Below are 20,830 nucleotides of genomic sequence, written 5' to 3'. Positions count from 1 at the left end.
CCGTTCATCGGTAAACTGCATATTTATTTTTGAGCATTCTCAACATTTTAAGACTACTACAACCAAATTTTACCGACCGTGTAGTTTGTTTTGAATTAAAATAACCAAGCGAATATAAGTTTACATCAGATAATCTGATCAAAGAGGTCTTAATCGGATTTTTATCCATCTTGCTATAAAACTCAGAAATAAAAAACCGACCTAGTGGTCGGTTTTTAGATTTTATATGGTTTTTAGCCAAAAGTGTAGTTCGTCTGATCACAAGCTGCCGTAATCTCATGGTTTTTTTAACGAATTGTAATTATCTAGAGCCTAGAACCAGTAGACATCCGTATTATTCCGCAACCGGTAGAACACTCTCTGCACCAAAGAACACCTCTAATTCTTTTAATGTTTCAGCAGATGTTTCTATGTCTTTAACCACTTCACCTTTATTTAGTACTACAATACGTTCGCATACTTCAGTTACATGAATTAAATCATGACTAGAAACTAAAACGGTGACGTCTTCTTTTGCAGCAAGTTCTTTAATGATTTGCTTTAGACGAATCTGTGTAGTGGGATCCAAATTGGCAAAAGGCTCATCTAAAATGACCACTTTGGGGTTACCAATAAAAGAAGCTACAATACCTGCTTTCTTCTGGTTTCCTTTAGATAAATCTCTCAGGTATTTCTTTTGTCCTAGTATTTCTCCATGAAAAAAGTCTTGATACTGCGCTAATAATGCATCGACATCGGCTTTATTTTGACCGCGAAGGTCGCCTATAAAGTAAAAATACTCTTCGGGAGTCAAGTACCCAATCAGAAAAGTTTCATCTATAAAAGATGATGTAAATGGTTTCCAATCTTCACTGGTGTTTACCTGAACATCATTATTAATGATATGACCTGTACTCGGCTGTATTAAATCTAGCAACAAACTAAATAATGTTGTTTTACCCGCTCCGTTATTACCCACCAAACCGAAGCTTTGTCCCGTTGGAATGTTTAAAGATTCAATATTAAGAACTTGTTGTGAACCGTATTTCTTTGATAAATTTTCTATTGTAATCATAATCTTGTTATTCTAATTTTTTAGGATGAAATGAAATGCGTCAAATAAAAAACCCTAACTCGCCTTCTCTTTAAAACCTGCAATCATTCCGTATTTCTTTTTCTTGTATTGTTCTGTTATCAACCCTAGTAAATAATTCTTCATAGCAAAACCTATGATGCCTAGAACGGATAATACTCCCACTGCTACGTCTAAACTAAAGATGTAATAAAAGATGGAAAATATGATAATAGGAACGATTAAAACCGGAACCATTACCAAAAATTGAGTAGCACTAGCACCCTGCATATTACCAAACGGACTCTGATCCAGTTCGATTCTTTTTTTATTAAATGAACCAAAATATAAAATGACCGGTATATTAATTCCTAAGTTATATAATGCACAACCAAAATTGATGGCCAAAGCGTCCCAACCGAAGTAAACATAGGGTAAGGTCAATAAAAACATGAATACGATACTAACAGTAATTAAGGATACTTTAGACTCTAAATATTTGCGCATTGGAATATTTTGCGACATCATCATACTATAGTAACTACTATCCCAAGCAGGAATAAATTGTCCGAAATTACTCAAGAAAATACCCGTCATAAAAATGCCCACAAAGGCTTTCATCGGCATCATACTACTATACATATCTTGGGTGTAAAACACTAATCCGTAGAACACGAACAGAATTGAAATGTACACCTGAGACTTCGTTCTTTTATTACGCCAAATCATTTTAAGGTCAAGTTGTAAGAAAGAACCCATTTCTCCAAAACGCTTTGTCCAAGACATATCTGAGGTATTTGCCTCTACTGATTTCGATTGAAGCTTTGCATCTAGATAAATTTTATCTCGTAGGTATTTAAAATTGACATAATATATAATTGCAGCTAAAGCAATCGGAATCAATACTGTGATTGGATATGCATAAAGCGCATGAAAAACAGGTGCAAAAAACTCTTTTACAGAAAACACTCCAAAATAATCCAATCCGTACCCTAAGACAAGAATACTACCAATTCCAATAAGAACTTTATCATTCTTATTTACTAGCAAGTTCACATAATTAATACTCAGAACAATACCTATAATACCAACTACCCAAAGTAAAACATTTAGTACAGGGTAGCCATTAAATAACAAAACTATTGCAAACGGAACTATAAAGAATATCGTCAATAAATTATAGATAGATGCTGCTGATCTACCTAATATATAATGTGCAATGGTACTTTTCTTAACAGGAGTGGTCAAAAATGGTTTTATATCCATTACAGGAAGCTTCTGCATGAAATACCTTAAGAATAATTCCATTAAAATCCAGTAAATAAAATATTGGCTAATACTCCACATAGGGCTTTGATCAGGGAATATTTCTTTTAAGATAAAGTACATTCCGGCTCCTGCACCAGCAAGTGATAAAAGCATGTATACGCCAAAAAATCCCATCACTATTTTTATCCCTAGACTTTTACCAAGGTTAGAGGACCTAAAAAAGGATTTCCATTGTAATGAAGAAAAACGTTTAAACATTCGGTTGGTTTTAGTATTTGAAATATAAGTAAGAAAAATCTTGAGATTGTTACAAACAAAATTCAAAATATTCATTAAGCCCTTATTTTATACCTTACTATATATACCTAAAAAATTAACCGATTAATTCCTCTTTCTTCCCCATCAAAAACTCCTTTTCTAACGTATTTGAAGTTTGTAAAAGTGCTTTATCTAAAAAAGAAATTGCTAGTTCTTTCTCTAACAACAACCATCAAATAAAAAATTCTCTTTGTTCTAATTCTAAAACTTATTTATATAAAAAAGTTAAACAAAAAGTAGTAACTCCCATTTTTTTGACAAATGTCATATGATATCGCAAAAGCATGCTTAATTTTGTAATTCGATTTAAAGAAACCAACATATGTCGCATTTTCACCCATTAACGGTAAAACATATTAAACAATTGACGCCAACCTCTGTTGCCGTTACGTTTTCAATTCCGAAAGAATTGGCACAGACTTTCACCTTTACGGCGGGTCAGTATATCACCATTAAAAAAGAGATTAAGGGTAAAGAACTTAGAAGAGCATATTCTATAAGTTCATCACCTGAAAAAGATGGCATCACCATCGGCATTAAAAAAGTAGATAATGGCGGATTCTCCAATTACGCCAACTCAGAATTAAAAGTTGGTGATACATTAGAAGTAATGGAACCAGAAGGTCGTTTTGTATTCAATACGACCAATGACGTTCAGAATATTGCTGCTTTTGCTGCGGGTAGTGGTATTACACCAATTATGAGTATTGTAAAGTCTGTTTTAGATAGTAACCCTAAGAACAAATTTGTTTTGGTTTACGGTAACAAATCGTACGAAGAGACCATGTTCTATACAGATTTGGTAAAATTAGAACTAGAATATGCCAATCGGTTTTTTGTGTACTTCACCAATAGTCAAACCCGTGAAGACAAGGCTTTATTCGGTAGAATAGATACCTCAACGGTTAATTATGCCTTGTTGAACAAGCATAAGGATGTTGATTTTGATGGATACTATTTATGTGGACCGGAAGAGATGATTCGTTTGGTACAAGATACCTTAATTGAGAATGAAGTGGATAAGGATAAAATCCATTTTGAACTTTTTACGCCTACTGAAATAAAAGAGGAATTACCTATACAAGCAGATGGCCAAACCGCGGTTACCGTTCTTGTTGACGATGAAGAATTTCAATTTATTATGGATAAGAAAACCATGATCCTCGATGCGGTATTAAAAAAAAATATTGATGCGCCATATTCATGCCAAGGCGGAGTATGTAGTAGCTGTATTGCCAAGGTAACGGAAGGAAAAGCTGAAATGGTTATGAACCAGATTCTGACCGATAAAGAAATTGCAGATGGTTTTATTCTTACCTGTCAAGCTCATGCTACAACACCTACCATTAAGGTAGATTATGATGATGTATAAGCTCATATAATAATCAAAAAACGGCCGGTTGATACAATTCAACCGGCCGTTTTTATTTATCTAAGAAGTAAAGACTTCTTCAAACTTTCTAACCGCGGCTTCATAGCCTATTGCGTAAGCTTTTTCAATGCCTCTTCTATCTAGCAAGCCAATATGTTCCAGTTCTTTAGATTCTAGTACAAGGTGACAATTATTAATTTTTTGTCGGTTAATAGCATAAATCATTAATCCGGTTACTCTGCCTGTCAATTGAAATGAATTGTTCAAATGTTTTTTCTCTAATTGAGAAACCACAGATACATTACTACCTATTACATAATCAACTTTTGGCAGCACAGCTTCAGACGGGAAATTGTTCATGATTCCGCCATCGGCATATAATTCTCCCTTATACTCTACAGGACTAAAAACAGGTGGTAATGCAGCCGATGCCAATAAAGGCTTTATCAATTCACCTTTATCGATAAAAAGCTCTTCACCTTTCTGCAAATTTGTAGCGACTACATGGAGTTCTCTATTCAAGGCCTCAAAACTATCATCTGGAAAATACTGTTTAAAAGAAGCTATATAACTCTCGCTATTCAATAAACCTGGTTTAGCAACAGCAAAGTAATTATATTTAAAAAGCGGTGTTTCCTTAAAAAACTTAAGCATATCTACTACAGGTTTGTCTGCCGCATACAATGCACCCACTAATGCACCAATACTACTACCGGATACCACCTTAGCCTCAATGCCAAACTCTTGCATTGCCTTAATAACACCTATATGTGCCATGCCTCTAATGCCTCCACCGGAAAGCACCAAACCAATGGACTTAGAACCTAATTGCATCTATCTAGAATTAATTTCAAAAAAAATGCCAAACGGATACTATTATCCGCTTGGCATAAAATTAATCATTATAGCGGACTATGAATCCAATCCGAAGGCATAATAATTTTTAGTGCCATCTTCATAAACACCTTCTAACATTACTCCGCCTTTTTTGTTCTCCAAAATAGCAGCAACATCATCAATGTCATCTACACGTTTACCATCAATATGCGTAATGATGAAACCAGCTCTCATTTGCGTCTCACTCTTAATCTTACCAGGGTATAGTTTAGAAACCTGTACCCCACCATCAATATCTAATTTTTTGGCTAATTGCTTGTCTACATTTTCAAAATCCGCACCTAAAAGATTAAATACTTCTTTCTTCTCTTTCTTGATAAAATCTGTTCCACCTTGAGAATTATGTAGCTCTACTTCCAATTCTTTTTCTTTTCCTTTTCTATTTACAATAATAGCAACCTTATCACCAGGTCTTTTTCCTGCTATAATTTCTTGAAGTCTTGGTGACGTAGCTGTTTCTTTACCGTTAACACTAACGATAATATCGCCAGATTGCATACCTGCCAAATCAGCACCACTATCTTCACCTACTTGCTCTACCCAAACACCTTTGGTAAAGTCAACATCTTTTTCTTTTGCCAAGTTACTGTCCATAGTTCTAATAGAAACCCCCAACATACCACGTTGTACGTTACCGAATTTTAGTAAATCTTCAACCACTTTGGTTACGATGTTACTAGGCACCGCAAATCCGTATCCGGTATAAGTACCGGTTGTACTGGCTATAGCAGTGTTAATACCAACAAGGTTTCCGTCTAAATTCACCAAAGCACCACCACTGTTACCAGGGTTGATAGCGGCATCTGTCTGTATAAAACTTTCTACAGCAAACTTATCGGTATTGATATGGATACTTCTTGCCTTAGCACTAACAATACCGGCGGTAACCGTAGAATTCAATCCTAATGGGTTACCAACTGCCAATACCCACTCGCCAACTTCAACATCATCTGAATTGACCAAAGACATCGTTTTTAGATTATCGGCTTTGATTTGTAATAACGCCAAATCTGTTGTCGGGTCGGTACCGATTACAGTGGCTTTATACGATTGATTGTTATATAAAGTTACCTCAACCTCATCTGCATTATCAATCACATGATTATTGGTAACGATATACCCTTTATCATTAATGATAACACCCGAACCTGTACCTACTCTAGGTCTTGATTGCGCTCCATTTGGAGATTGCCCTTTAAACATATCGCCAAAAAATTCTTTAAAAGGGTCTGGTAATTCTCGCGCTCCTTGACTCTGGCTTGTTGATCCCGTTTGGGTAGATTTAATATGTACTACAGCATCTAAAACTTTTTCAGAAGTTTCCGTAAAATCTAAAGGCTTAATATTTCCTTCATTATCCTTTGTGTATAAAGCCTGTGCTCCAGGTACAGATTCTACTACGGTAACTCCGCTAGTTTCTTTTGTTTCTTGTTTGTTAAATTGAATTACTCCGTAACTTACGACTAGAGCAATAACTGCAGAGAAGAAGTAAACCTTCCAAGCGCTTCTAGTATTTGTGTTTGATTTCATATGTATTTAAATTTTTATGATTCTTCTGATGTCTTACTGGCAAAGGCTATGCCACGCACGGGACTGCCAATGCTAAAAAAAAATTAAAACTGATTAAAATTTTAAGGCTTTTTTTAGACTAACCAGTCTGTAACCTTAAAATTTTGCAAGATCCCATGTCAAAAAAAGGAAGATAAACGGACTTTACATTGAGTTTATAGGTTTAGTATTAAGGTAGCACAATATAAATTTGGTTTAAAACCAACCAACTAGTCTAAAACTGACATATTGACCTAAGGTAAGAGATTTCGTATGTTTTAATTTTATAATTATGCATTCTTAGAAAACCTTTGCTATATTTTTACGTAAGTTTAACAACTAGAAAGAACAATTAATTGAATTCATTAAGTACTGCAATTTTGGTATTTGCCAATTCCGCCAAACAAGATTTGGCGAATAAGCACATTCTTAGAAGTGAAGAATTATTTGATGTTTTAACCCGTTCTACTCTTAAAAAAGCAAAAGATACAGGTTTACCTGTTTTTCACTTTTCAGATGAAGATCAAGTTGGTACTTCTTTTGGCGAACGTTTTACAAATGCCATCGCCAGTGTTTTCAACAACGGTTTTTCTAATATTATTACTATAGGTAATGATACACCGCATTTAAAAACCCATCATCTTAAACATACCGCACAACAATTGGCATTCGGCAAGACCGTAATAGGTCCTTCAATTGATGGTGGTTTCTATTTGTTAGGTCTGCAAAAATCTAATTTTGAAGCTAGTGAATTTCAAAAATTACCTTGGCAACGTTTGGGCTTGTATCACCAAATTTCATTGTGGTTACATGAAGAATCATCAGAATTAATAAAATTACCTGTATTACAGGATTTGGATAACGAAAGAGATTTACAATCAATTCTATCGTTTTCTACCGGTCTGTCATCAACTATATTCTTGTTGATCATCAATCTATTAAAAAGTAACAGAAGTCTATACTACACTAACCAAAACTTCTCTACCCTATATTCTAACAGCTTTCCTTATAACAAAGGTTCTCCTGCAGTTTCATTTATCTAAATCCCCCTTTATCCAATAGTTGGATAAATGAAAACTCAGTCCAAAGCTATATATGAAACACTTATTACTAGTGTTGACATTGTTTATGATGAACATGGTCAATGCTCAAGAAACAATTACAGGTATTGTAACAGATACCGATGGAAATACCATACCGTACGTCAACATTCTATTATCTGACACCGCAACAGGTTCTACAACCAATGAAGATGGTTTTTATACTATAGATGTTCCCAAACTTTCTGGCGCCATTGAATTTTCGGTTTTAGGATACGAAACTCAAGTAGTTTCCATAAACAATAGACGTACCATTAATATCACTTTAGCAGATTCATCTGAAGTTTTAGATGAAGTCGTGCTAACGGCTTTAGGTTTAAAACGGGAAACTAAAGAATTAGGCTATGTAGTTCAAAGCTTGGACGCAAAAGGAGTTACGGAGGTAAAATCGGTTAACTTTTTAGACAACCTTTCTGGTAAACTGGCAGGTGTAACCATTAACCAAGGTGCTACCGGGGTAGGGTCTTCCTCTAAAATTACCATTCGTGGTGAAGCCTCTTTTTCTAATAACAATCCGTTATTTATTGTAGACGGAGTGCCTATTAACAACAATTCGGTCTTTAATTTTACCAATGAGGCAGCAGCCGGGTTTCAAGAAATAGATTTTGGTAACGGTGCTATGGATGTGAATCCTGATGATATTGCCGAAGTTTCGGTTTTAAAAGGACCTAGTGCGGCGGCTCTATATGGAACAAGAGCATCTAATGGTGTTATAATCATAGAAACCAAAAGCGGAAAAAATTCAAAAGGATTAGGCGTTAGCTACAACACTAGTTTCTTTGTGGATTCGGCATTTCAACTACCCGAATTTCAAAATGAATACGGACAAGGAAATTCTGGTGAGTTTGCATTTGTAGACGGATTAGGTGGTGGAACCAATGACTTGATCACCTATAGTTGGGGACCACGCCTAGATGTAGGCAATCTTATACCACAATATGATAGCCCCGTAACTTTAGCAGATGGCACTATAGTACGTGGTGGTGATACTGCCCTTTACAGCGGATTACCAATTACACCTACAGAGTTTAGGTCTAACCCAGACAACTTGAAGAATTTCTACGAAACGGGCACAACCTTAATCAATAATATTGCCATTTCTAACGGATTTGACAAAGGTAGTTTCCGTCTATCGTTTACTGATTTACGAAGCGAATCTATCATTCCGGGAGTAAATCTTGACCGACAAACTATAGGTACAAGACTAAATTTTCAACCTATTGATAAACTGCGCATTAATTCCTCTATAAGTTATATTAATTCTAGTAGCGACAATAGACCCTCTAACGGTTATGGTTCAGAGAATGCCAATTACTCTTTAGTAGCTTGGGGACCAAGGTCATTAAATATTGAAAACTTAAAAAACTATTGGCAACCAGGTTTAGAGGGCTTACAACAGTATTCTTATAATTATACGTTTTTTGATAATCCGTATTTTATTCTTAATGAAAATAGAAACTCCTTTAATAGAGACAGGGTATTCGGAAATATTTCGGCTAGCTATGACATTACCGAACATATTACTGCAACTATTAGAACCGGAATGGATTATTCAAGTGAATTACGACAACTGCGCAGAGCCTATAGCTCTAATCGATTTGTAAATGGTGGTTATGCCGAGCATGATGTATTTTTTAGGGAAATAAACACTGATTTCTTATTAAATTATACCAATCAGTTAAATGATTTTAATATTGATGTCTCTTTAGGTGGAAACAGATTAGATCAAAAGGCATTCACTTCACAATCGCAAACCACGAGTTTGGCGCAACCGGGTATTTTTAGGTTATCTAATGCAGCTTCACCAATTGAAGTTTTCGAATTTGAATCGAATAAAAGAATAAACAGTTTTTACGGCTTGGCAAAATTTGGATACAAAGACTTCCTTTTCTTGGATGTTACAGGAAGAAACGATTGGTCTAGTGCATTGGCTACTCCGTTTTCCGTAGACAATACGTCATTCTTTTATCCATCCGTATCAAGTAGTTTTATACTATCAGAAGTGGTTGATTTACCAGAGGCCGTTTCATTTGCAAAACTAAGGGCAAGTTGGGCACAAGTAGGTAATGACACTGATTCCTACCAAACTACAGGTGCTTTTGTAGCACAAACCCCTTTTAATGGGCAACCAACTTTCAGTAACTCAAACACTATAGCAAATGCAAATCTTCAACCAGAACTAACCTCTTCATTTGAAGTAGGTGCAGATGTACGTTTGTTTGGAGACCAATTAAGATTAGATGTTTCTTACTATAACGCATTGACCAAAGATCAAATTATTTCATTGCCTATAGGTATCTCATCTGGTTATACACAACAAGTAGTTAATGGTGGTGAAGTTCGTTCAAAAGGTGTAGAGATTATTCTGGGTATATCGCCGGTTATGAGTCAAGATTTCAAATGGAACAGTACTTTAAATTTTAGCACGAATAGATCTACGATAGAAAGCTTACCACAAGATGAAGGTCGATTAACATTGGCATACTCCAGAATTTATGACAGTCAAAACCAAACGGTATTTTTACAGGCAGAAGAAGGTGGTCGTGTGGGTGATTTGTACGGAACAGGATATTTGAAGAATGAAAATGGTGATTTTATTTTAACGGATGAAGGCAGATACATACCCGATAATGAACTACAAAAATTAGGAAATTACAATCCCGATTTTATGTTGGGCTTCAACAATCAATTTAATTACAAGAACTGGAATATGGGTTTCCTTTTCGATTGGCGACAAGGCGGAATCATTGTATCTAGAACAAGGGCATTGGGTAACGTTGGTGGTCAGTTAGCAGAAACAGCAAACAGACCAGAGGCAGGTATTGTACCCGAAGGAGTTGTAAATACTGGTACTGCAGATAATCCGGTGTATACACAAAATACCGTTGCAGTAACGGCAGAAAGTTATTACAGGCAATTTTATGATCGAAACCATGAAGAGAACAATATGTATGATGCTTCCTTTTTAAAGCTGCGTCAAGTATCCGTTGGTTATACGTTTGATAATCTTAGTCTTTTCAATCAGGATGCTACGTTGAGTTTATCATTGATAGGAAAGAACTTATTTGCAATAACAGAGAATCCACATTTTGACCCCGAGCAATTGGCAGTACAAGGGCAAGGCTTTATTAGCGGTGTTGAAGATATGTCATATGCCACAACAAGAAGTATAGGTTTTAAAGCCGGATTTAATTTTTAAGAAAAAGAAAATGAAACATATATATAACATTCTAGTCTTATTGCTGGTCGTTGGCTGCACAAAAGATTTTGAGGAAATTAATACAAATACAAATGACCCTGTTACGGTGCAACCAAGTCTATTGTTAAGACAGGTAATTTATGACTATGGGGAACAAATGTCATATGAAGGTTTTACTGCCGGTAACCTATTAGGACAATATAGTACCGCTCTAGACTTTAACTTATTTGACCGTCATGATTTAAAATCTCCGCAATTAGGTGGAAACCCATGGCCTATATTCTATCAGAATTTACGAGACAATGAAATTATTTTGAATTTATCTCAAGAGAATACTGCATATACCGTTTATGAAGGCCCAGCAAGAATTATGAAAGCGTATATGGCAGCTGGTTTAACAGATTTATTCGGTGATGTTCCATATTCAGAAGCATTTCAAGGAGATACAGAAACTGTTACTCCGTCCTATGACACTCAGGAGTCAATTTACATGGACGAAGGTGGTGTTTTTGATAATCTTGATAAGGGAATTTTAGCCATTCAGAATTATTCAGGTACCATAGCTTTAGAGGGAGACATTCTCTTTAATGGTGATTTAGACGGATGGATACGTTTTGCAAATTCCTTGAAAATTAAATATCTAATGCGAGTTTCAAGCAAAATAGATGTGGCCTCACAACTACAAGCAATTGTCGCAGAAGGCAATTTTATAGATGATAATAGCGCAAATGCCATTTTCAACTTTACCGATGGCGAACCAAATAGTTTTAGGTTGGCACAGCTTAGGGTGGGCGATTTTAATAATTATGTGCTTTCTGAAACGATGGATGAAATTTTGACCAACTTAAACGACCCACGAATTGCACGCTTATATCAACCTTTTGCCAATAGTACAGATGGCGGTTATAACGGACTATTAAATGGAATCGATGCATCAGCGGGAGTATCGTTAGCTGATTACTCTTTATTGGGTACTATTTTCAGAGATAATACAGGGCTTTTAGATGCCAATTTTATGACCAGCATGGAAACACACTTTCTATTGGCAGAGGCTTCGCAAAAAGGGCTTATTTCCGCTAATACGGAAACCCTATATAATACAGGAGTAACACAAGCTTTTGAATATTGGCAAATAGCACTTCCTGATGATTATCTAACCATTGATGCTGCATTGACCAACGGGAATCCTTTAGAAAATATCATCACACAAAAATGGATTGCAAATAGTATAAACGGTTATGAAGGTTGGATCGAATATAGAAGAACAGGTTTTCCGCAATTGAAAACGATTTCGGCAAGTTTGAACAATAATTTGATACCGATACGCATGCCTTACCCTTCTGAGGAAGAAGCTTTAAATAATGCCAATTATACCGAAGCTTCAAATAACACGGAAGGTAATAGTATAAATGTGGCTGTTTGGTGGGATGAGTAACAGAGTTAGGAGTTAGGAGTTAAGAGTTAGGAGTTAGGAGTTAGGAGTTAGGAGTTAGGAAAAAACAAAAAAATGACTGAAGTAAAGATTTGGCAATGGGGATTGATAATAGCATCAAGTTTGGTGTTGTTCTTCCTTTCCCCATGGGCAAAAGATACCAATCAGTTTTTTAAAGCCGTTCAAAAGAAAAAAGCACCCAACACATTTATGCTAATGGGTAGTTTGATCATCTCATGGATTTTCGCCAAAAGCATTACCAATGCGGCAAATTTAGGATTGGATTTCGGTATTGTTGGTGGTGTTGCCTATGCAGGGTACTATCTATCATTTGCCGTGGCAGGTATCGTAATTTATAAGATGAGGCTACATGGTAAGTATACCAGTATTCATCATTTCTTATCCTCAAAATTTGGAAAAACTGCGGTAATGGTTTTTTCAATTCTTATTGCATTTCGGTTATTCAATGAAGTCTGGAGCAATACCATGGTTATTGGTTCTTACTTTGGTGATATGGGTACGAGCCCATATTACTGGTCCATCTTAGTATTTACCGGACTAACATTGGCATATGTACTCAAAGGAGGCATGAGCAGTTCAATTTTTACCGATGTTGTCCAAATGGGGCTATTCTCTATACTATTAGCGGTAATATTGTTCACTATTTTTGGAAAAGACAATGCCATAAGTATGACAACAGTTATAAATTCAGGTATTTGGTCTTTTGAAACCGGACTTAATTTATTGTTTGCTGCCTTGTTGCAATCGTTCAGCTATCCCTTTCATGACCCGGTATTAACCGATAGAGGATTTATCAGTAGTCCGAAAGTAACATTGAAGAGTTTTTTATGGGCAAGTGTACTAGGTGCAATCTGTATCATTCTATTTAGCCTTATTGGTGTTTATGCCCAATCTCAAGGTATGCAAGGTCAAGCGGCTGTTCAAGTTGGTAAGGCTTTTGGAACAATGATTTTACTGGTCATCAACTTCATCATGATCACATCCGCAGCATCCACTTTAGATTCTACATTTTCATCATTTTCAAAATTACTGGCACTTGATCTAAACCTGGGAAACACTTTAAGATTTGGTCGTTGGTCTATGGTAGCAATCGCTGTTTTGGGTACCGTACCCGTTTTTTTAGATGCAGAAATTTTATCGGCCACAACTATTAGTGGTACAATGGTTATAGGACTAACCCCTGTTTTTCTATTCTGGAAAGATAAAGCACCTAAAATCAGTTTTCATTTGAGCGTTTTTATTGGATTGATATTTGGTTTCCTTTTAATTTTTAACTGGTTTCCAGATAATTTAATTTTTACCACTGGCAAGTATGCCAATTTACTATGGATTAATTTTTGGGGCATTTTATGTTGCCTATTCGTTTATATAATACCCACATGGATAAAGAAATAAAACATATTGGTACCAAAAGCGGAAAGCTGTTGCTTTTCGGCGGTGTGTATAGTAATCTACAGGCATTGGAGAAATTAATTTCTATTGCCGAAGAAGCAAGAATTAGACCAGAGAATTGTATAAGTACAGGAGATCTTACCGGTTACTGCGCACAACCTGAAGAAACAGTACAGCTATTTCAAAAATGGGGAGCACTTAGTATTTCCGGAAATGTAGAATTGCAACTAGCAAGCGATAGTGAAGATTGTGGCTGCGATTTTAAAAGCGGTAGCCGCTGCGACGATTTTTCAAAAATGTGGTTTCCCTATACTAAAGGACATTTATCACAACAGTCTTTAGGTTGGATAAAGCAAATTCCAGAATACTTAAGTTTTGATTATGGGAATAAAAGAGTAACGGTAGTCCATGGCAACTATGGTAATACATCAGAATTTGTATTTAAATCAAACGCTACAGAAAGTAAAGAACGTTGTTTTCAAGAGACTAAAAGTGATATCATTATTGCGGGGCATTGTGGCTTACCATTTCATCAAACCATAAAAGAGAAGGTATGGCTGAACCCTGGTGTAATAGGTATGCCGGCAAATGATGGCACTACTCGCGTATGGTATATGATCTTGAATATTGAGGGTGGTGAAGTTACTTACGCACATCACTCTTTTGAATATGATGCAGAAACCGCACAAAAATTAATGTATAAAAACCATTTACCAGAAGCCTACGGCGATACACTTACCTCTGGCATTTGGGACAATATGGAAATACTTCCCGAACTAGAAAAAATGGGACAGGGAATTCCCATTCATTTTAACCAAGAACTAAAAAATTCAATAAAACCTAAAACACAAAAAAAGATGGCAAATACGTACTACGACCCAGCAGATTTAAGAAAATTCGGAAAAATTACCGAGTGGAGCGAAGAGCTTGGAACTAAATTTTTTGATTATTATGGTAAAGTTTTCGAAGAAGGCGCACTAAGCGCTAGAGAAAAATCTCTAATTGCATTAGCAGTGTCTCATGTAGTAAAGTGTCCGTATTGTATTGATGCGTATACCAAAGACGGATTGCAAAAAGGAATTACGAAAGAAGAAATGATGGAAGCCGTTCATGTAGGTGCTGCCATTGAAAGCGGTGCAACATTGGTTCATGGTGTACAGATGATGAATAAGTACAATAAATTGTCAATGTAAATTTCGTTGTTGGTTGTTGGTTGATGGTTGTTCGTAGCAGCTTTCTGCAATAATCAATTGATTGAAATTTAAATTAGTTTAAAAAATTGCAAATGGAATATTCATAATGAATATCCATGGTTAAGAATAAGAAATTAATTGTTGTCATGTTTAAGTTTAAAGCATTTACAAAATGCCCACAACGAACAACGAACAACGAACAACTAAAAAATGGCTACAAAATCATTAAAAGCGAAAGGGAACGATTTAGCGGTTTCCAACAAGCAGTTAGAAATATTGAACGGAGGCATATTTGCTGATGGCGAGCTTCCTTACTTTAAAGATAAAATTGCAGACATAGGGCATTTTCCTTTACGCCCAAAAAAGCTGGAAATCTTGCAAATTAACGTAGGTTACATGTGTAATCAGGTTTGCGAGCATTGCCACGTAGACGCTGGACCCGATCGTAAGGAGATTATGACCCGTGAAACTATGCAGCAATGTTTAGAGGTGATTAAAAATACAGGTGCGCATACCTTAGATTTAACCGGTGGTGCACCAGAAATGAATCCTGATTTTGAGTGGTTTGTAGAAGAAGCTGCTAAAGCCGGAATCAAAGATTTTATTGTTCGTTCTAACTTGACGATAATAAGAGCAAATAAGAAGTACTATCATCTACCGGATTTCTTTAAAAAACACAACGTCCATGTTATTTCTTCAATGCCACACTATACCCGTGGAAAAACGGATAAGCAAAGAGGGGACGGAGTTTTTGACAAGTCGATAAAGGCATTACAAGAATTGAACGAAAGGGGCTATGGTATGCCAGGTAGCGATTTAAAGTTGGATTTGGTTTATAATCCATCTGGGGCTTATTTACCAGGCGACCAAGCAGCTATGGAAAAGGATTTTAAAAAAGCCTTAAAAGAAGATTTTGATATTCAGTTCCACAATCTTTTCGCCATTACCAATCTGCCAATTGCGCGCTTCTTGGATTATTTAATCGCATCAGAAAATTATGAAGATTATATGTATGCCCTAGTAGAAGCTTATAATCCCTCTGCAGTAGAAAATGTGATGTGCACCAATACCATTTCAATTAGTTGGGATGGTTGGTTGTATGATTGTGATTTTAACCAAATGCTAGACCTAAAAGTAGCTAGCAAAGTGAAACATATAAAAGATTATAACGAGGATATTTTGAACGATAGAAACATTATTATATCTCAACATTGCTATGGCTGTACAGCGGGTGCCGGTAGTAGTTGCCAGGGTACCGTTGCATAATCTTAAAAGCAGTTTAGTTTAAAACAAAAAACACCAAGTTAATACGTTAGCTTGGTGTTTTTAATTACTAAGAATTGTACATATCTACTCCTCTAACAACAGTTCTAATTGCTTGTGAAACAGTAAAATGCTACTAATACTTTTTTGGTCTATTCTTTGACAATTGAAAATAGTTGTTTCTAATTGCTGCATCATCTTATTAAAACCTCCATTTTCAAAAATTAATCCATGTTCTTTTTTCAATTCTCCATTTTCTACCAAAGCTTCCTTTAGTTCTTGAATAGATTCAATATTTGGCATTTGAACAAAATCTAATTTATCCAAATTATTAACTTCCTCGTTTAACGAATCAAATGATTTTTTTACGCTTGCGGTTAATGAGTGTATATGTTCTTTGGTTACTTCGCCAACCTTCTGAACCTCAATTACACGATTGTAAATTGTATTCTTGGTAGTAGTCATATTTCTATAGAACATAGATAGCGTTTCATGTTGCTTATAAAGTCGATGCAATTGCTCTTCTTTACCATCTTTTCTAGCCAGCAGAATAAAGAACGCACAAAAAGAATAATCCCAATTTTCAAAGCTTTGGTTAAAATGCTCCTCCCTTTTGTTTAGTAAAAAATTATATCCATTCTCTAATGTTTTCTTATTATACTCAACCCCTTTAAAAGAAAAAGTCTTTTCCTTAGTTGTACCTTGAGCAATATTTTGAGCTTTGACAATTAAAGTTTCTATTTCTTTAATTGGTAGCATTAAATCTTTTAATTCAGATTTTAAGCTAGCTAAAACCTTCTTTGTGGGCGTACCAATTTCTAGTAACGCAGCTGATAACTTTTCCGCATTCGGAATTTGAAAAAATCGGTTAGAAAACGTATTCTCATATTCTTTGAACAATTCTGCTCCCTGGGTTTCGGACTTTATAAACTCTTCTAATACTTCAGAAGATTGCCATTCTTTTGGAACTTGATTTAAATACATTTTATAAAGCAATAAAGTCATTTCCATCTGAATTTCTTCTCTACTTTCAAATAAATTCCAGGGAGACCTCTCATCAATTTCGCAAAAAACATATGGTGATTTAGCACTATTCTCTCGCTTATCATTAGGCGGGTGACTTGTATACATGCCTACCTTAGAATGTTCTGAAGCAGAAAAATACTTTTTACCACCTCTAATGTCCGTAGGCAATTCTTTAAGTGCTTTAATTTGCTCAACAGCATTTCTTTTATTGGCCAACGCGTTATTGGCATACAGGTTTTTAACGAAAATGTTCTTTTTGCCCGCCAAAATACCATTGTTCACAGTTATACCCCATGCCTCTGAGCCTCCATCTAATTTCCAAAGTGCGGAAATAATTGCATCACTGCCAGAAGTTTTAACGGCAACCTTATCTGCATTAAACTCCATTTCTCTGGACAATGAAGAATACATTAAATTCAAAAACTGATAAAACAAATTTAGAATTTGTCTTATAACCCATATCATTGGTGTAATTACCCAAGCCGCAGCAGAAAGCCTAATGTCAGATGCACGCCATTGATCAAGAGCATCATCCCACTTATCCCTTTCAAAAATCATGTCATGAATAATGGTATTGGCAGATATAATATAACTCCCGATTTTCATGCTACGTTGAGCAAAATGACCAAATTCATGACTAATTACCGCTTTAAATTCAGATAGGTTAAGACAATCTGTAAGACCCATACCAATAGTTAATTCCTTTCTTATTGGTAAAAATAAACTTAACCACATATTGCTATATGATACATAAGCATTGACATCAGGATCCATATAGATAGCCTTAGGCTTTGGTGCACCTGTTTCCTTGCATATCTGATCAATAAAACTCCATAACAATTTATTTTTTTCTTTAACCAACTTAATACGGTTTACCGGTTTATGGTTTTTGAGCTTAAAAATAAACTTGAGTGTAAAAACAAATAGCATTGCTGCCCCTGCAATTGCACCTACCTTAAGAATAATAGTAAACTTATTAATATGCCCCATATCATAGATGACGGCATAGTAAAGCAAATAACCCAATGCTGTTACCATTGCGGCATAAAGCGCAAAAAATAATACAATGGCCAGTATAGCTAAAAATGATTTCAATTGATAGCTGCTTGTTAAACCAGTTAACTTTTTAGGGATTTCAGTAGGACTTGTTGGGTAGAAAGAGTTAATCATTTATGGTCGATTATTGGTTTTGGTACGAATCATAAACTTTTATAAACAAGATTTATTTTAATCCTATTCAAGAAATATCTTAAGGTTAATATGGCATTATGTAGGTTAATGCAATAATTTGTATACCAACTTATTAGTCTGTTTTAATATTGAAAATGTTGTTCTTTGACCAATTTTCAAACATTCATCGAAAAAATATTACATTTCATCCAATTTTATAAATAATCTTAGGAGGTAAACTGTTATGTAAAAAGACCACATGGTCGGATTTACCCAAATCTACATATTATGAACAAGAGCCTTAAACGCATGGCAACCATGCAACGTTTACAGAACACCGGATTAGAATTATTTTATGCCCAAGGGTATTATGATACTAGTGTAGATGATATTCTAAAAAAACTAGACCTTTCTAAAGGTGCTTTCTATTATCACTTCGAATCTAAAGAAGATTTCTTCATACAAATTATAGAAAACCTTCTTGCACGTAAAATATACAGCACCTTAATTGAACCTATTGAGGGTCATGATAATCCATTAACACTTATAACAAAATGTTTTGACGATGCCTTGGAAACCGCAGTGCATAATGAAATGGATTATGGTTGTGTTCTAAGTAATTTTTTGGCAGAATTCAATGGTAAGAATGATGTTGTTATGCGTCATCTAAATGAGATTGTTACTGTATGGGAGGTAAATCTAGTAACTGCTCTACAAAAAGGTAAATTTAATGGCTATTTAGACCGCCATGCAGATTGTGAAGCTGCAGCTACTTTTATAATGAGCTCTTATTTTGGAGTAAGAGTTTTAATGACCAGTGCAGCACCTTCTTCTAAGAAATATCGATTTATGTCTCAGATACGTCAATACTTTAAAAGTATAGAAGCTAAGCCCGTAAATTCTTAAACCGAATCACGTAAAATTTCACTGATTTTCTGAACGATTGTTTCAGGTAATATTGTTTCCATAACCTTATCATAACCATCAGGAAATTTATTACCATAAATAGAAGTGGGTATAGCAGGATATTTTTTTCTATCAGATAAAAGGGCATTTTGCTCTGGCTGATTAAAAGGGAAAAAACCAGCATACGGATGAGTAACACCCCAAATTGTTACGGTTGGCACACCATACATTGCTGCTAAATGCGCATTTCCACTATCCATTGCCAACATTAATTCAAGGTTGGATATAAGTTTCAATTCATCTGAAAAAGATAATTTGCCGGCAACATTATGGCAATTGTTGAACTGAGCATCCCATTTACTCAAAATTTCTATTTCTTTCTCTCCTCCCCCAAACAATACAATTTGATAATTATTAGAAGAATTCAATGAGCCTAGCACTTCTTCCATCAGATTTTGTGAATACATTTTTCCGCTAAAAGCGGCAAACGGAGCTACACCAATTAGAGATTTAGCCTTGGTATCTTTTAAATACGACACATTTTCTGGGATAGTCCTTTTTGGCAAGGTTTCCATCTCTGATACAGCAATTGGGTAACCCAACTTACCGAATACCTCAGCATAGCGCTCAAAAGTGGTTTTTAAAGGAATAAAAGATGTTCTCTGCGGATTAACCAATTCTTTTTTTGCAACCCTACCTTTATCAATTTGGATAAAGGGAATCGAAGAAAGTTTAAAGTACTGCTGTAAAATGGTACTTCGCAGTACATTGTGAATATCTGCGACTGCATCAATATGCAAGGATTTTAATTCCTTGTATAATGTCCATAGTCCTAAAACACCTTTATGTTTTCCTTTTACATCGGCTTTATAAACCCTTACATTAGGTATGTTAGCAAAAATTGGCGCAGTAAAAGCTTTGGTTAAAACGGTAATCTTTACCTCCGGATATTTTTTAATAAGACCCAAAATAACCGGAACGGTCATAGCAACATCACCCATTGCGGATAGTCGTATGACCAGAATATGTTTGGTACTATTTGTTACCACGAAGGATGGGATTTAGTTCCTCATCATTATACATCTTCATTTGCTTGTACACCTTCATATATTTAGCACCACTTTCAATATCCGTAAGTAATTGGTCTATTGCCGAAGAAAGATCGTTTTTCTGTTCAAGCAAAACTTCTAATTTAGCTTGACACTTTTCGCGGTGTTCTAAAGAAGCGTCAGCTCTAGTAGCTTCTTCCGCCATATGGTAAATTTTCAATGCTAAAATAGAAAGTCGGTCAATAGCCCAAGCAGGGCTTTCTGTATTAATAGTAGCGTCTGAATGAACATCTACCGATTGGTATTTTTTAAGAAAATAACTATCAATAAATTCTACCAAGTCTGTTCTATCTTGATTACTTGCATCAATCTTACGCTTTAACACCAAAGCGTCATCCGGATTAATATCAGGATTTCTTATAATATCTTCATAATGCCATTGCACCGTATCTATCCAGTTCTTTCTATATAACAAATGTTCAATATCCTCTTTAGAATAAGGATTTTTAAAACTCTGATATACATCATCTTTAATATGATACTTCTCTATACTTTTATTAAATATATTAAATGCGAATTCGCTAAACATAGGTGACTTTTTTACAAAGATAAAGTTTATAGGAT

The 20,830-nt window shown here is 35.3% G+C and carries 15 protein-coding genes and 1 pseudogene; 9 read left to right on the top strand and 7 right to left on the bottom strand.

The window, feature by feature from the left end; all coding sequences use genetic code 11:
* Positions 1-334: 334 nt before the first annotated feature.
* The gene (locus UH1x_RS09070) at positions 335-1,054 is read right to left on the bottom strand and encodes an ABC transporter ATP-binding protein (protein ID WP_482626280.1); all 720 of its coding nucleotides are present in this window, start codon (positions 1,052-1,054) and stop codon (positions 335-337) included.
* A gap of 54 nt (positions 1,055-1,108) precedes the next feature.
* Positions 1,109-2,578 (bottom strand): DUF5687 family protein, encoded by a 1,470-nt coding sequence (locus UH1x_RS09065; protein ID WP_482626279.1) that lies wholly within the window; start codon positions 2,576-2,578, stop codon positions 1,109-1,111.
* 382 nt (positions 2,579-2,960) lie between these two features.
* Between UH1x_RS09065 and UH1x_RS09060 the strand changes: the two genes are divergently transcribed.
* Positions 2,961-4,010 (top strand): 2Fe-2S iron-sulfur cluster-binding protein, encoded by a 1,050-nt coding sequence (locus UH1x_RS09060; protein ID WP_482626278.1) that lies wholly within the window; start codon positions 2,961-2,963, stop codon positions 4,008-4,010.
* 60 nt (positions 4,011-4,070) lie between these two features.
* Here the strand turns inward: UH1x_RS09060 and UH1x_RS09055 are convergent, their stop codons facing one another.
* Positions 4,071-4,844: a patatin-like phospholipase family protein gene (locus UH1x_RS09055; protein WP_482626277.1), complete on the bottom strand. Its 774-nt coding sequence runs from the start codon at positions 4,842-4,844 to the stop codon at positions 4,071-4,073.
* A gap of 78 nt (positions 4,845-4,922) precedes the next feature.
* Positions 4,923-6,437 (bottom strand): Do family serine endopeptidase, encoded by a 1,515-nt coding sequence (locus UH1x_RS09050; protein WP_482626276.1) that lies wholly within the window; start codon positions 6,435-6,437, stop codon positions 4,923-4,925.
* A gap of 374 nt (positions 6,438-6,811) precedes the next feature.
* Between UH1x_RS09050 and UH1x_RS09045 the strand changes: the two genes are divergently transcribed.
* From UH1x_RS09045 to arsS, 7 genes and pseudogenes are all read left to right on the top strand, one after another.
* Positions 6,812-7,498, top strand: coding sequence for a TIGR04282 family arsenosugar biosynthesis glycosyltransferase (locus UH1x_RS09045; protein ID WP_482626275.1), 687 nt, complete (start codon positions 6,812-6,814; stop codon positions 7,496-7,498).
* Between the two features lie 52 nt (positions 7,499-7,550).
* On the top strand, positions 7,551-10,754 hold the full coding sequence (locus tag UH1x_RS09040) for a SusC/RagA family TonB-linked outer membrane protein (protein ID WP_482626274.1): 3,204 nt from the start codon (positions 7,551-7,553) through the stop codon (positions 10,752-10,754).
* A gap of 10 nt (positions 10,755-10,764) precedes the next feature.
* The gene (locus tag UH1x_RS09035; protein ID WP_482626273.1) at positions 10,765-12,189 is read left to right on the top strand and encodes a SusD/RagB family nutrient-binding outer membrane lipoprotein; all 1,425 of its coding nucleotides are present in this window, start codon (positions 10,765-10,767) and stop codon (positions 12,187-12,189) included.
* Between the two features lie 72 nt (positions 12,190-12,261).
* Positions 12,262-13,602: a sodium:solute symporter gene (locus UH1x_RS09030; protein ID WP_482626272.1), complete on the top strand. Its 1,341-nt coding sequence runs from the start codon at positions 12,262-12,264 to the stop codon at positions 13,600-13,602.
* Positions 13,557-14,219 (top strand): annotated as a pseudogene (locus UH1x_RS09025) (metallophosphoesterase family protein); the annotation flags it as partial. The gene UH1x_RS09030 and the pseudogene UH1x_RS09025, both read left to right, overlap by 46 nt.
* 237 nt (positions 14,220-14,456) lie before the next feature.
* Positions 14,457-14,792 (top strand): arsenosugar biosynthesis-associated peroxidase-like protein, encoded by a 336-nt coding sequence (locus tag UH1x_RS09020; RefSeq protein ID WP_081819435.1) that lies wholly within the window; start codon positions 14,457-14,459, stop codon positions 14,790-14,792.
* A 210-nt stretch (positions 14,793-15,002) separates the two neighbouring features.
* A complete protein-coding gene (gene arsS / locus UH1x_RS09015; protein ID WP_482626271.1) occupies positions 15,003-16,058 on the top strand; it encodes an arsenosugar biosynthesis radical SAM (seleno)protein ArsS in 1,056 nt (351 codons plus the stop codon).
* A gap of 84 nt (positions 16,059-16,142) precedes the next feature.
* On the opposite strand, the gene UH1x_RS09010 is transcribed toward arsS, so the two are convergent.
* Positions 16,143-18,251 (bottom strand): M48 family metallopeptidase, encoded by a 2,109-nt coding sequence (locus tag UH1x_RS09010; RefSeq protein WP_482626270.1) that lies wholly within the window; start codon positions 18,249-18,251, stop codon positions 16,143-16,145.
* 288 nt (positions 18,252-18,539) lie between these two features.
* Between UH1x_RS09010 and UH1x_RS09005 the strand changes: the two genes are divergently transcribed.
* Positions 18,540-19,157, top strand: a complete 618-nt coding sequence (locus tag UH1x_RS09005; protein ID WP_482626269.1) for a TetR/AcrR family transcriptional regulator — start codon at positions 18,540-18,542, stop codon at positions 19,155-19,157.
* On the opposite strand, the gene UH1x_RS09000 is transcribed toward UH1x_RS09005, so the two are convergent.
* On the bottom strand, positions 19,154-20,206 hold the full coding sequence (locus tag UH1x_RS09000; protein ID WP_482626268.1) for a glycosyltransferase family 9 protein: 1,053 nt from the start codon (positions 20,204-20,206) through the stop codon (positions 19,154-19,156). The two genes, UH1x_RS09005 and UH1x_RS09000, sit on opposite strands and share 4 nt — an antisense overlap.
* Positions 20,193-20,795, bottom strand: coding sequence for a DUF4254 domain-containing protein (locus tag UH1x_RS08995; RefSeq protein WP_482626267.1), 603 nt, complete (start codon positions 20,793-20,795; stop codon positions 20,193-20,195). Before UH1x_RS08995 ends, UH1x_RS09000 begins: the two co-directional genes overlap by 14 nt.
* Between the last annotated feature and the right edge of the window lie 35 nt (positions 20,796-20,830).

The sequence above is a fragment of the Maribacter sp. UH1 genome (assembly GCF_056839145.1).
Note: the sequence above shows the minus strand (reverse complement) of the source record. Positions and strands in the feature narration are given on the sequence as shown.